This is a genomic window from Longicatena caecimuris, from assembly GCF_004341945.1.
Taxonomy (GTDB): domain Bacteria; phylum Bacillota_I; class Bacilli_A; order Erysipelotrichales; family Erysipelotrichaceae; genus Longicatena; species Longicatena caecimuris.
Window position 1 is genome coordinate 51,891 of the sequence record NZ_SMBP01000003.1, and the last position, 13,059, is coordinate 64,949.

General features: G+C 38.0%; 12 protein-coding genes. 8 read left to right on the plus strand and 4 right to left on the minus strand.

Annotated features, from left to right (window positions below; genetic code table 11):
• Window positions 1–271 precede the first annotated feature (271 nt).
• Genes EDD61_RS02665 through EDD61_RS02675 form a run of 3 tightly spaced genes read left to right on the plus strand, consistent with a single transcriptional unit; the run spans window position 272 to window position 3,089 of the window.
• Window positions 272–1,489, plus strand: coding sequence for an AI-2E family transporter (locus EDD61_RS02665; RefSeq protein WP_132223817.1), 1,218 nt, complete (start codon window positions 272–274; stop codon window positions 1,487–1,489).
• The gene (locus EDD61_RS02670) at window positions 1,470–2,279 is read left to right on the plus strand and encodes a GDSL-type esterase/lipase family protein (RefSeq protein WP_207900948.1); all 810 of its coding nucleotides are present in this window, start codon (window positions 1,470–1,472) and stop codon (window positions 2,277–2,279) included. Before EDD61_RS02665 ends, EDD61_RS02670 begins: the two co-directional genes overlap by 20 nt.
• A gap of 21 nt (window positions 2,280–2,300) precedes the next feature.
• On the plus strand, window positions 2,301–3,089 hold the full coding sequence (locus EDD61_RS02675) for a nucleoside phosphorylase (protein ID WP_132223823.1): 789 nt from the start codon (window positions 2,301–2,303) through the stop codon (window positions 3,087–3,089).
• A gap of 83 nt (window positions 3,090–3,172) precedes the next feature.
• Here EDD61_RS02675 and EDD61_RS02680 read toward each other — a convergent pair whose 3' ends face one another.
• The gene (locus EDD61_RS02680) at window positions 3,173–4,498 is read right to left on the minus strand and encodes a class II D-tagatose-bisphosphate aldolase, non-catalytic subunit (protein ID WP_008689039.1); all 1,326 of its coding nucleotides are present in this window, start codon (window positions 4,496–4,498) and stop codon (window positions 3,173–3,175) included.
• Between the two features lie 279 nt (window positions 4,499–4,777).
• Between EDD61_RS02680 and EDD61_RS02685 the strand changes: the two genes are divergently transcribed.
• Window positions 4,778–6,082 carry a sensor domain-containing diguanylate cyclase gene (locus tag EDD61_RS02685; RefSeq protein ID WP_132223827.1) on the plus strand — a complete coding sequence of 435 codons (1,305 nt, stop codon included), beginning with the start codon at window positions 4,778–4,780 and terminating at the stop codon, window positions 6,080–6,082.
• Between the two features lie 31 nt (window positions 6,083–6,113).
• Here EDD61_RS02685 and EDD61_RS02690 read toward each other — a convergent pair whose 3' ends face one another.
• Window positions 6,114–6,995: an RluA family pseudouridine synthase gene (locus EDD61_RS02690; protein ID WP_132223830.1), complete on the minus strand. Its 882-nt coding sequence runs from the start codon at window positions 6,993–6,995 to the stop codon at window positions 6,114–6,116.
• 234 nt (window positions 6,996–7,229) lie between these two features.
• Between EDD61_RS02690 and EDD61_RS02695 the strand changes: the two genes are divergently transcribed.
• The 3 genes from EDD61_RS02695 (at window position 7,230) to EDD61_RS02705 (ending at window position 9,726) form a co-directional block, all read left to right on the plus strand.
• Window positions 7,230–7,610: a desulfoferrodoxin family protein gene (locus EDD61_RS02695; RefSeq protein ID WP_008689034.1), complete on the plus strand. Its 381-nt coding sequence runs from the start codon at window positions 7,230–7,232 to the stop codon at window positions 7,608–7,610.
• A gap of 121 nt (window positions 7,611–7,731) precedes the next feature.
• Window positions 7,732–8,475, plus strand: a complete 744-nt coding sequence (locus EDD61_RS02700; protein WP_020991168.1) for a copper homeostasis protein CutC — start codon at window positions 7,732–7,734, stop codon at window positions 8,473–8,475.
• Between the two features lie 90 nt (window positions 8,476–8,565).
• Window positions 8,566–9,726: an iron-containing alcohol dehydrogenase gene (locus EDD61_RS02705; protein WP_128125226.1), complete on the plus strand. Its 1,161-nt coding sequence runs from the start codon at window positions 8,566–8,568 to the stop codon at window positions 9,724–9,726.
• Window positions 9,727–9,795: 69 nt separating this feature from the next.
• Here the strand turns inward: EDD61_RS02705 and EDD61_RS02710 are convergent, their stop codons facing one another.
• The gene (locus EDD61_RS02710) at window positions 9,796–10,647 is read right to left on the minus strand and encodes an NAD(P)-dependent oxidoreductase (protein WP_132223833.1); all 852 of its coding nucleotides are present in this window, start codon (window positions 10,645–10,647) and stop codon (window positions 9,796–9,798) included.
• Window positions 10,648–10,716: 69 nt separating this feature from the next.
• Window positions 10,717–11,610: a hypothetical protein gene (locus EDD61_RS02715; RefSeq protein WP_132223836.1), complete on the minus strand. Its 894-nt coding sequence runs from the start codon at window positions 11,608–11,610 to the stop codon at window positions 10,717–10,719.
• Between the two features lie 177 nt (window positions 11,611–11,787).
• On the opposite strand from EDD61_RS02715, the gene EDD61_RS02720 reads away from it, so the two are divergent.
• Window positions 11,788–12,987, plus strand: coding sequence for a cation diffusion facilitator family transporter (locus tag EDD61_RS02720; protein WP_008689029.1), 1,200 nt, complete (start codon window positions 11,788–11,790; stop codon window positions 12,985–12,987).
• Window positions 12,988–13,059: the final 72 nt, after the last annotated feature.

Here is a 13,059-nt window from a genome sequence, read left to right on the forward strand (position 1 = left end):
CAAGAAATCTCTTTTTAAAAAACTTTATTAAAAAGATAAAACGTCATCCTGAAAGAATCTTGGCATTCTTATAGGGATGCGTTTTTATTCATATGATAGTACGCATGTTATCTATGATCAAGAAAAAAACGATCTTGTTTACTTTAACGGGTATAAAGGAAGCTAATAAGTTTGCATCATCATAAGATGATCTATGCGCGATACCTTCCACTGTTTGTTGGCACAGGTATTTCCACTATGATATAATGGTACTTGAAAGGTGTGTTTAACTATGAAGTATAAATTTCATGATGAAAAAGTGTTGCACAGAATAAAACCATGGGTTTATCTGTCGACCTATATATTGCTGTTGGCTTTTTTTCTTATGCATGTACAAGATGTAGTAAATGGTTTTGACTTTGTGTTATCTTTGTTTCGCTCTTTGTTATATGCTATCGTATTTGCCTATGTCTTAAATTTACCGATGAAAAAGATTGAATCTTTTATCATCCGCCATACAAAAGAAACATCGCTTTTGCGTAAAAGAAAACGCATGGTTTCCATGTTTCTGACATTTTTAATTGCTTTTTTGTTACTAATCATTATTGGCAGCATCATCTTGCCAAGCATTATCGATTCACTGATTTCACTTATGCAAAATCTTTCGTCGTTTTTTACCGATATTGTTAAAAATATAGATGAGATATTAAAATATTTTCATATTGATTATCGTATTGAAGACATTCAACAGGTGGAACAATTCATACAAATGCCATGGGAGAAGATTGTCAGCAATGCGATAGCCTTTCTTTCGGGTAGTGCCAGTGGCATTTTATCTAGTGCCTCTAATTTCATCTCATCTTTTGCCGTTGGTTTTACGGGTTTTATGTTTTCTTTATATTTATTAAGTGGGAAAGAAAATTTTATCCGCCAATTGCGTAAGGTAACAGCTGCCTTTTGTGGATATGATGCATCTTTAATTGTCTTCCAATATGCAAGTCGTGTAAATCGTATTTTCTCAAGTTTTATTGGTGGACAGTTAACCGAGGCATGTATCTTATGGGTATTATATTATGTATGCATGCGTCTGTTTCAATTCCCATATCCGGAACTTATCTGTACCCTTATTGCCGTTTGTTCTTTAGTTCCTGTATTTGGATCCATGTTTGCGATGAGTGTTGGTGCTGTCATGATGCTTTCACACGATCCTTTGCAAAGTATTTGGTTTATTGTCTTTTATCAGGTAATCAGTTATTTTGAAGACAATGTAATTTATCCACGCGTGGTTGGGAATTCTGTTGGCCTGCCAGGCTTATGGGTATTATTGAGTATTTTTGTCTTTGGTGATTTATGGGGCGTATTTGGTATGGTGATGGCTGTTCCTACAACTGCTTGCTTGTATGTATTCTTTGCTGAATTTATAAATAATCGATTAAGAAAGAAACGATTGCGTATTGAAAATGATACGTTAGTTCAAGAGGAAATACATGATGAAAAAACAATTTCATAAAGTTGTGTCAAAATTCACGTTAGTATTTCTTATTATAGGAATGCTAGTAGGAGGTTGTAAAGAAAAGGAAACATCAAAAGTAGCTGTTCGTTTGCCTTCCTTTCCTGCGATAAAATCAAGTATCCAAAAAATTGCTTGTGTTGGGGATAGCATCACATATGGCTCCACTTTACAAGATAGGAAAAGCGAAAGTTATCCATCACAGTTATCAAAACGATTCGGGAACACCATCCAAGTCAAAAATTTTGGTGTTGATGGTGCAGCTGTACAGAAAACAGCAATCTTATCGTATTGGAATTGTAAGGAAATGAGCGAAAGTCTTTCTTATCAAAGCGATGTCATCTTTTTGATGCTTGGTACAAATGATTCTAAAAATGTAAATTGGCAAAATGCTGAGGTTTTTAAAAAAGATTATATATCCTTAATTGAAACATATCAACAAGCATTGCCTAAAGCTGTTATATACCTAATGTTACCTTCGACAATGTATTCAATCCGTGAAGACGGTACATTAATTCACCAATTTTCACAAAGTAACATGAAGGAAATACAATCCGTTATTAAATCCATCGCAAAAGAAAAACAGCTGCCGCTTATTGATATTCATAGTGTCACAGCTGAACATGAAGAGTATTATCGTTATGATGGTATACATCCAAATGCAGATGGAGCAGCCTTCATCGCACAAACAGTCTATGACAGACTTGTGATAGATCAGCTAGAAGCCTTCTTACGTACCTTTGTAAATTGGGAGATCAAAGCGATGAAAATACTTATTGAAGCAAAATAAGAGTGCCGAGGAGGAATGAGAATGCCGTGGTGCAAGAAAGAAGATACAACAAATGCCATCATAACGGCAAAGCGTAATATGCAAAGTTCTCACCATGATGTAAAGATGATACAAAAGTTGCCGGAAATTGCTATTCTGTTCTTCATAGGGAAAGCTATACCTTATGTTTTGCGCACCTATGAATGTGATGAGCTATCCGCCAAATTTCCACGCTTTTTAAATCCATGCCCAATATATCGTTTTAAGAACATGGAAGCATGTTTTTTGGATGGAGGCAGAGGAGCACCACAGGCTGCAGATACTTTGGAAACGTTAGCGGAACTAGGAGTAAAAACGATTATATCTGTAGGCATGATAGGAGCCTTTCATCCTGCTTTCCATGTTGGTGATATACTTATCCCTTCCCATGCGTTAGCTGAAGAAGGAACTTCTCATCATTACTATGAAGATCTCATCTTTGCGTATCCTGCGCATCCTTTATGGGAAGAGTTAAAAAATCTATTGCCACAAGCGAAAAGTGAGCCAATTGTGAGCTGTGATGCTATTTATCGTCAAACCCTGCGAAAAGAAGAGCAATGGCGTAGGCAAGGCTGTGTCGGTGTTGATATGGAGACCTCTGCCATTATGAGCATTGGAAATTACCGGCATTTGCAGACAGCAGCAATTCTTATGGTTTCTGATGTTCATTCACATGAAACAGAGCATTGCGCTTGGGAATGGAAGGTGACAGATGCAATGCGAGAGGCTTTTACACGTACTTGTATTTCTTGTGTACAACGCTTATCCAGTGATAAAGAAATAACGAAATGAATGGATGGAAAACATCTCTTCTGATACACATAAAAAAACAGAAGGCAAATTCGCTTGATGAGCTGCCTTCTGTTTTTTTGTTATTATTTGAATAATTCTTCCTGATGGGATGCAAAAACATATTCATCAATCGTATTTTTGATACGGTCTTTGATCAATGCTTCCGGATCATTTTCTAAAACACCTTCACGTACTTTTGTATACTGAATTGGCATAAACTGTGATAAAGCGGCGAGAGAGATACCTTCTTTACGCAGATTAGCAATCAATTTATCTTTCGCTGCTGCAACCTTAGGATTTGGCATATAATAACGGCTGCGATCAGAGAAACTGAATTTACGTTTGAACCATAATGCGTTATCATCACCATGATAATGTTTGCACCAGTTCTTAGGTTCTTCTAACATAGCTTCTTCCAAAACATCAATAAAATGCGATTTTTCATCATCTCTGCCATGGAACTGCATATCTTCCATATATGCTAATGCAAACAATGCTTCACGCATGCCATAGGTCATTCCTGGACCTACCTTCAAGATGCCAACACCATCTTCTACAAGTTCGCGTAGTTTGTATTTTGTCTGATAATCGGTAGAATGTCCTTCAAATACCAGATTAGGGAAATCTTTAATGCTTGCCATTAAATCTTTTGCTTTCTCGCGATCATATTCCGTACATCCGGCATCTTTTTCTTCTACACCTGGTTGAACAACCACGGCGATGACATCCTTCCAGATATCGTCCAATCCTTCTTTTTTGAATGCTGCTTCAAATGCTGCAACCGTTGCCTTGAAATCTTCAACTCGTGTTACCTGCATGCCGGCATCTGCTTCCTGAGCACCGCCAGGAATAGGTACTTCACTACCTACGATATAGACAGGACGAACAGCATCAGGATTGGTTTTTAAAACTTCCTGGTAAGTATCTTCACATACACGTGCAAGTTCAGCACCGCGGCGAGCGATGGTTTCATCACTTAAGCGAACATTTGGATCATCGTCTGCTACCTTCATGCTGGTATCGATATGAATCTTAGTGAATCCGGCAGCGACATAGCAACGAACCAATTCACGAGCCATTGCCATGGCTTCTTTTTCTGGTTTAGAAGCAAAGGTCAATGGTCCTAAATGATCTCCGCCCAAGAATACACGATCTTTTGCCAAGCCTACTTTATCAGCTTTCTCCATAACGAAGTTCATGAAGTCAATAGGCTTCATTCCTGTATAACCACCATTTTGATCTACTTGATTTGCGGTAGCTTCAATCAGCACACAGGAATCATCACGTTTTGCAGCCTCTAAAGCAGCTTCAATGACATAATCATTCGCACTGCAGCAAGAATAAATTCCTACCGGCTGACCATTTTTCTGTTTTACTACAATTTGTTTTAATGGATTTGCGTTTGGCATTATAAAACCCTCCTTATCTAATTCAAATTATAACACGAATAAAAAGAAAGTAAACGGATACATATCGGCTTGCTAGTTTGTATAAAAGTTTTATTCAAAAATGCAAATTTCATGAATACAATGAAGTAGATGCATCTTGCAAAGCCTGTTATGTCAGATATTGTCGAGAAATCACTAGTTTTGTAAAGACTATGAAAAGGCATTGTATTCAATAGAATTCCTTGCTATACTATGGGCTAATGCAAGAATGTGATTCATTTGTGATTTGAGGTGTTTTGTGTGAATAAAAAAGAACTGGCAATCTTACAAAATATACAGCATTTGATACAGCAGTTGGATTGTGGAGCAGATGATGAGGAACAAAAACCAAACGTAAGCAGTTTCGCCAATCGAATGCTTGCTTTAAGTAAGATTACATGCTGGCGATATGAACCTATGAGTAATATGTTATTTTTTACAGATGAGAAAGGGTCTAAAAAGCATCCAAGTGGATGCTCTCTTACCCTTTTCCTTAAGGAGTTGAATAGAAAAGACCGTCAAAATATGCTAGATGCCTTTCATCGATTGTTAACAGAAAGTTGTGAGGAAATAACCTTTACTTTTGCTAAGCCTTTTAAAAATGGTCAGCATTGGTATGAAGTACATGCCTGTCGTTATGAAAAATGTATCATAGGGACGATGTGTTTATTACGTCATGAAGATGAACAAGCTCAAAAAGCGTTGCAGGATAAACAAAAATTCGAACTGTTAATGAGCATTGCCAATGTTTTTGTATGGGAGTATGACGTAGGAAAAAAGGTGTTTTCTGCGAATGAGTCACTTTGCCAAAAACTTGGTGTTCCGCATAAAACCTTTCCAATCAAAGAGTTAAAAAAGGTCTTAAAAATTGAACGTCTAGACGACTTTTTAAAAAATATACATGAAAAACCACAGCAGGATCACAGCGTCATTCATATCACCAATCCTTATGGGGATATGCAGTTTATCTTTGAGACCAGTTTTAATTCTATTATTGATAATGAGGGAAAATGTATTCTGGTTTTGGGAACCTTGCATGATATAACAGAACAGGAAATCTTAAAAGATAAGGCTAGTCGTGATGATCTGACAGGGTGTTTTAATCGGGGAAGTGCCGATGTAACACTTTTAAATACCTTTAAACGTTTTAAAGAAACGAAGGAACAATATATGATCATCTTTTTCGATATTGATAAGTTTAAAGAATATAATGATACCTTTGGACATGATGCCGGTGATTATGTCTTAAAACGTTTTAGTTTGTTGATTATGCAGGAAATTAGAAGCAGTGATCGATTGTTCCGATGGGGTGGAGATGAATTTTTATTACTATGCAGTGGCATTGCAAAAGAAAATATGTATACGTATATTGATCGCTTGCGCAGAGTGATTGCCTGTGCACAGTTCACATATAGTGGTAAGAAGTTTCGCGTTACCACAAGTATTGGCGCAGCGTATTATTATGCCAATGATACGACTTATCAAGATGCGATGAAGCGGGCAGATCGCAGTGTGTATAAATCGAAGCTAGCAGGACGTAATAATGCCTGTATGCTGTTGAAATAGTAGTATAGTATGTTTAGTTGGATATGCTTTTTTAAAGCAGGTCTTTCATGTCCAAGGGCATTTCACAGGTTACTTGTATATTCTTATTTGTGAATGGATGCTGTAAGGTCAACAATGAGGCATGAAGAGCTAGACGATGAATTTTATCAGATGGTGTACCATATAAAGAATCGCTCAACAAAGGGTGTTTTAAGGCAGCCAAATGTACACGTATCTGATGGGTGCGACCAGTAAACAAACGTGCATGTATCCAGGAATAAGCTCCATAATTTTTTTGTAAAGTAATCGTTGTTTTGGCATGTTTTCCTGTTGCGGATACGCGCATTTTCCGCGCATCATGACGATCTCTGGCAATGGGATAGGTGATCGTTTGTTTTTTCTGATGGATGCTGCCTTCCACAATAGCTTCATATTCACGTTGTATCTGTTTTTCTTTCATCATATGATCCAATAATGGTTGAAAGAAAGGTATTTTACAAAACAGAACGATTCCACTTGTCTCTTTATCTAAGCGATGTAAGGGACGAACGGGTGCAGTGATTCCTTGCATCAAATAATACCCTTGTACACGATTGCATAAGGTATGTGATGTATCTACACCATCGCTATGTACCAAAAGATGACTTGGCTTATTTACAGCTAATAATAATTCATCTTCATAACAAATCGAAAGCTCTGTAAAGTCTGGCGGTATCGAGGACAAAGTTTCATCAGATAAGTGAATCTGTACTTCATCATTTTTGGTAATCGATTGATTTTGTTTGCATAAGTAGCCATTGAGATATAATTGCTTGTTTTGATATAAGAGATAACGCGCTTTTTTTGACTGATGCAGATCTTGTAATAGTGTATCTATATCACTATCCTGTTCGCTTTGGATTTGTATACTATGATACTTCATTGTGATCTTCATTTAGATTACTCCTATCTTTTTGAAAGTAGCGTATCATGAATTAGGAAAAATGAAAAGAGTAAATACTTTATTTAAACGATTGTCCTTAAAGAAACAAACACCATCTTCAGCATTCAAAAAATTTTTAGTGCATATCATTTTTCATTTTAAAAGGACGATGGTATACTGACAACGTATTAAGGAAATACTGACAACGTAAGATTATAAACAACGATAAAACAGGAGGAAATGAAAATGAAATTATTAAAATGTGCAGTATGCGGCAATATTGTCGAAGTAGTAGAAGATAAAGGCGTTCCAATCATGTGCTGTGGTCAGCAGATGCAAGAATTAAAAGCCAATACAACAGATGGAGCTTTAGAGAAACATGTGCCTGTAGCTGAAATTGTTGATGGTAATTTACATGTGAAAGTCGGCTCTATGGAACATCCTATGTTAGCTGAACACTTCATTACAATGATCTTAGTAGAATTTGGTGATAACTTGTATCGAGTAAACTTAAAGCCAGGTGAAAAACCAGAAGCCGTTTTTGCTTTAGGTGATTATAAAGGCAAAATCCATGTTTACGAATATTGTAATCTGCATGGCTTATGGAAAACAGACCTTGAGGCATAATTAACGAAAAAGGAAGATAGGAAAGAAATTGACTATGAGACATAGTCTTTTTCTTTATGCTCTTGCATTCACTTTCTCACCTGCGATACAATACACTTGTATTGACAGGAGGAATATGAATATGGGCTATAAGCTGGAAATCTGCTGTGGCAGTTATGAAGATGTATGTGCGGCTCAACGCGGTGGTGCCGATCGTGCTGAATTAAATTCGGCTTTACATATGGGAGGATTAACCCCTTCACTGGCATCTTTAATCATGGCTAAACGTGATTGCCAAATCCCAATCATTGCCATGGTAAGAGGACGTGGAGCAGGTTTTTGTTATAATGAAACAGAGAAAAAAGTTATGTTAGAAGATGCAGCCCTTTTATTGGAACATGGGGCGGATGGCTTGGCTTTTGGTTATTTAAAGGAAGATGCAACTATCGATGAAGAAGCTGTTCGTATCATGTGTGATTTGATCCATTCTTATGGCAAATGTGCGGTTTTTCATCGAGCCTTTGATTGTGTGAAAGATATGGATGGGGCTATGGAGAAATTGATATCTTTAGGGGTGGATCGCGTATTGACTAGTGGAGGACAGCCGAATGTAGAAAAAGGAAGTGAGATGCTGGCCCATCTACAAAAAACCTATGGTTCTCAGATGGAAATCTTGGCAGGCTGCGGAGTTAATGAAATGAATGCCAAAGATCTGATTGAGATAACGAAGGTTCAGCAGCTGCACTCTTCTTGCAAGGTATGGAAAAATGATCCTACAACTATCGGCAAGCAGGTGAGCTATGCCTATGCTGCAGCACCTCATGAAATGGCTTATGATGTGGTTAGTGAAGAACGTGTACGCGCTTTGCGAAAAGCCATGATGTAAAGGCATACATAAATTTCTTATAAAATAGTCAAAGCTATAGAAGTGATGAGATGTTGAGGTGTATAATAAGAAAAAAGGAGAAGGATAAACATGGAAAATTTTACGTATACAATACCTACGACCATTTATTTTGGTAAAGGACAGGTGAAACAAATCGGTGATATTGTTTCACAGTATGGAAAGCGTGTATTGCTGGTATATGGTGGCGGCAGTATTAAGCGCAATGGTATTTATGATGATGTTACAGCTATTTTTAAAGAAAACGGAATTACGTATTTTGAATTAGCAGGAGTAGAACCTAATCCACGTATTACAACCGTACGTAAGGGTGTAGAAATATGCCGTAAGGAAAATATTGAAGTCGTATTGCCAATCGGTGGAGGTTCTACGATTGATTGTGCAAAGGTCATTGCTGCAGCAACAAGCTATAGCGGTGATGCTTGGGATATTGTTTTAGATCCAAGCAAAGTTGTCAGTGTCTTACCAATTGTTAGCATTCTAACATTAGCTGCTACCGGCTCTGAGATGGATACCTTTGCCGTCATTAGCGATATGGACAGCAATGATAAGATTGGTACTTCTCATGAAGATATGCGTCCGAAAGCATCTATTCTAGATCCAACCTATACCTTTAGTGTTCCGGCTTATCAAACAGCTGCCGGAACAGCTGATATCATGTCACATATCATGGAATGCTATTTCTCAAATGTGCAAGGATATATGCAGGATCGTATGGCGGAAGGTTTGTTAAAGACCTGTATTGAATTTGGTGTGAAAGCAATTGCTAAACCTGATGATTATGAAGCCAGAGCGAACTTGATGTGGGCAAGCAGTTGGGCAATTAACAATTTCATCAAGCTGGGCAAGGCTGTTGAATGGAGTGTACATCCTATGGAACATCAGCTAAGTGCTTACTACGATATTACGCATGGCGTAGGGTTAGCTATTTTGACACCACATTGGATGGAACATGTATTGAATGATAATACTGTAGAAAAGTTTAAAGAATTCGGTGTCAACGTTTGGGACCTGTCAAAGGATGAAGATGCTTATACGATTGCTCATCAGGCAATTCAAAAAACCAGAGAATATTTTGTAGCCATGGGCATTCCTACAACATTGCGCGAAGTTGGCATTGTGGATGATCGCTACTTTGATGTAATGGCAGAGAAAGCATGTGCTGGTTTAGAAGCTGCTTTTGTACCATTAACCAAAGAGGATGTTAAAGCTATTTATCAAAAAGCACTTTAAAAAAGAAACAGTAAAATGGCAAGCATAAAAAAGGTCAGAACTTCTGACCTTTTTGCGACTTTTGATAGTTTATTTCTCTGTACGATAATAATGAACCAGAGCCTGTGTACCATTGTTTCCTTCGGTTTTTGCTAATTCTTCATACATCTCACATACTGTATTCAGCATTGGTAAATTAACTTTGCCAGCCATTTCTTCTTGAACGATATGCATGTCTTTAATGAAATGATGGATATAAAAACCAGGAGCAAAATCCTTTCGCAAGACACGTGGTGCGGTATTGGCGATTTGCCAACTTCCAGCAGCGCCACCCTTGATTGCTTCTAACATGGTTTCTACATTCAAATGATTTTGTTCAGCATAAACAATAGCTTCACTCATGGCTGCGACTGCACCAGCAACAGCGATTTGATTGCAGGCTTTTGTATGCTGACCACTACCAGCCTCTCCCATATAATGCAAACTATTGCCAAGTAGGGATAAAACTGGCGTAACTGTTTCAAATATTTTTTTATCTCCACCAACCATGATAGATAAAGTGGCAGCTTTTGCTCCACTATCTCCACCGGAAACAGGAGCATCCAAGATATCTAAACCATGGTTCTTAGCTTCTTTGTAGAGCTGTTGTGCAAGCTTTGGAGAACTGGTTGTAAAATCAATCAAGATAGTACCAGCTTGTACTGCCGAAAAGATTTTTTGATAAACCTCCACAACATCTTTTGGATAGCCAACCATGGTACACACAAGCTCTGCATCGCTCACACATTCTTCAATGCTGTCACAAACCTTTACACCATCCTTGGCTAGATCCAATGCTTTCGCTTTGGTACGATTGTATGCAGAAACACTATGTCCGCCATGCACAAGGTGCAGCAGCATGCTTTTTCCCATGACTCCGGTACCAATCCAAGCAATTTTCATATAATCACCTTCCTTGCTTCTTATTATAACGTATCAACTTTTGAAAGCAAAGATGCGAATACTTGCACATCATAAAAACAACATCTGCAGCATATAAAAGGACAAGCAGGAAAAAAGGGCTTGTAGCAAACGGAACAATAAAAACTTGCCATAGGATAGAGGAACATGCTCAACCATAGAGAATATCTGCATATGGACGCAGAAACCGCCAAAGGACAACAGCACACAGAGCAGCAGTTGGATTAGTATGGGAGCATAAGGAAGACTTTGGAGTAAGACAGCTCCACTGGAAAATTCAGCACTGATACGCAAAGGCAGTGCAACAGCTTCGGGTAAAAAGGAGAGTAACACCCCGCTGATGCTTAGAAATAACATGAGGTAGCCACCAATCATATATAAGGACAGACCGCTTTCTTTGACAGCTATAGACAACTGTTTCATCATGGGCTGTGCAGCACTAGGGGAAAAGGCTGCCTGAACACTTTGCTTACGGGTAAAAAACAATAAAAAAAGGCCAGCGAATAACTGTGCTGCATAAAGTAAAATACCGATCTTTACCGAATGATAAAATACTACACCACAAGTCATAATGACAAAACCAGGAGTTGCGAAACAGCAGGTATATAACAAACGCTGTGCCTGTGGTAAGGATAACGTATGCTCGTGATATGCTTCATCAATTAACAGTGAGCCGGTGGGAAAACCTAACAGCATTGTACAAAGAACCAGCTGTACACCGGCTTTGTTCATGTTCAGCAAAGTCGGAAGAAAAGGCAGTGGAACTAAAGCAAAGGCATGTGTGTGATATAAAAATTTCACCAGTACCATTGTAACAAACATCGAGGGAACCAACTTTTCAAACCAGATCGTCAATCCTTGTTGTGCATATTGCAGGGTCAAGGAGCCAAAGCAAAGTGTGATAAGGAAACTAAATAAGAGGAAGGGAAGCAGGAATTTCTTCATGTACATCACCTATTCTATCGTATGATGTTCATGAAAAAAACATGAGGGAAACAACGTTAGATACAAATCGCAATTACCACATGCTCTTTTGCAGGAAACCTTTAGGAAATAAGAAGGGGACTTTGCGTTTTTCATAAAATATGGTAAACTATAAACTCAGAAAACAAAAAGGGTGATATGATGATAGCATTATTAGCAAAAAAAATGATACCAGATCATGAGAATATCGAAAATGAAAAGGTTCGTCGTGCCTATGGAAATCTAACAAGCACGGTAGGCATCGCCAACAATATTCTTTTATTTGTCTTTAAGTTTATCGCCGGTACTTTAGCACATAGTGTTTCTATCACAGCCGATGCAATCAACAACCTGTCGGATGCCGGAAGCTCTGTGATTTCTTTGATTAGTTTTAAGTTATCTAGCAAACCGGCTGATGAGAAACATCCTTTTGGGCATGCACGCTATGAGTGTATTGCCAGTATGGTGGTGGCTTGTCTGATTTTATTGTTGGGCTTTGAATTAATTAAAACAAGTTTAGATAAGATTTTACATCCGGAAGCAGTCGTCTTTTCCTGGCTGTCTTTAGTTATCTTGGTGTTTTCCATCTCGGTGAAACTGTGGATGTATTCCTATAATAAAAAATATGGCAGATTGCTGCAATCTAGCATCATGGAAGCTACAGCAGCTGACAGTATCAGTGATGTTATGGCAACCGGAGCGGTTTTATTATCTTCTATTATTTCTCCTTTGATCCATTTTAACCTGGATGGTTATATGGGCATAATCGTTGCCTTTTTCATTCTATTTGCCGGAACCGGTATTATTAAACAGGCTCTTGATGAATTGTTAGGCCAGGCCCCTAGTGAAGATTTGGTAGAAAAGATTCAGCAAAAGATTATGAGTTATGAGGGCGTATTAGGTATGCATGATTTGATGATCCATGACTATGGCTCACATAACACTTTTGCCAGTGCTCATGTAGAGGTGGATTGTAAAGTAGATGTCTTAAAGTCCCATGATATGATTGATAACATCGAGCGTGATTTTAAAGACAATATGGGATTGGAAATGGTATTGCATATGGATCCCATCAATATTGATGATCCTTTAACGAATGAATTGCGTGATTACATTCGTACATCTGTAAAGGAGATACATGAAGATCTAACCATCCATGATTTCCGCATCGTACCTGGAGAAACCCACACCAATTTAATTTTTGATGTTGTTGTACCTTTCCATGTGAAGATGAGCAACCAGACCATCTTAGATATGTTATCGGAAAAAGTAAGTGCGAAAGGGCATACCTATTATTTGGTTGTGACCTTTGATCGTGCCTATACCAGTCAATCGAAAACAGAGGCTGCCCAAGAATAGTTGTCAGAAAGTGGTACAGCTAGAAAGCAATTGTTAGAAAATATCCATTTAAAAAAAACCAGTCAGAACTTT

Bases quoted from the DNA above. Each gene is read 5' to 3' on its own strand.
- EDD61_RS02665 (WP_132223817.1), top strand. From the start codon at position 272: ATGAAGTATAAATTTCATGATGAAAAAGTGTTGCACAGAATAAAACCA.
- EDD61_RS02670 (WP_207900948.1), top strand. From the start codon at position 1,470: ATGAAAAAACAATTTCATAAAGTTGTGTCAAAATTCACGTTAGTATTT.
- EDD61_RS02675 (WP_132223823.1), top strand. From the start codon at position 2,301: ATGCCGTGGTGCAAGAAAGAAGATACAACAAATGCCATCATAACGGCA.
- EDD61_RS02680 (WP_008689039.1), bottom strand. From the start codon at position 4,498: ATGCCAAACGCAAATCCATTAAAACAAATTGTAGTAAAACAGAAAAAT.
- EDD61_RS02690 (WP_132223830.1), bottom strand. From the start codon at position 6,995: ATGAAGATCACAATGAAGTATCATAGTATACAAATCCAAAGCGAACAG.
- EDD61_RS02695 (WP_008689034.1), top strand. From the start codon at position 7,230: ATGAAATTATTAAAATGTGCAGTATGCGGCAATATTGTCGAAGTAGTA.
- EDD61_RS02700 (WP_020991168.1), top strand. From the start codon at position 7,732: ATGGGCTATAAGCTGGAAATCTGCTGTGGCAGTTATGAAGATGTATGT.
- EDD61_RS02705 (WP_128125226.1), top strand. From the start codon at position 8,566: ATGGAAAATTTTACGTATACAATACCTACGACCATTTATTTTGGTAAA.
- EDD61_RS02710 (WP_132223833.1), bottom strand. From the start codon at position 10,647: ATGAAAATTGCTTGGATTGGTACCGGAGTCATGGGAAAAAGCATGCTG.
- EDD61_RS02715 (WP_132223836.1), bottom strand. From the start codon at position 11,610: ATGAAGAAATTCCTGCTTCCCTTCCTCTTATTTAGTTTCCTTATCACA.
- EDD61_RS02720 (WP_008689029.1), top strand. From the start codon at position 11,788: ATGATGATAGCATTATTAGCAAAAAAAATGATACCAGATCATGAGAAT.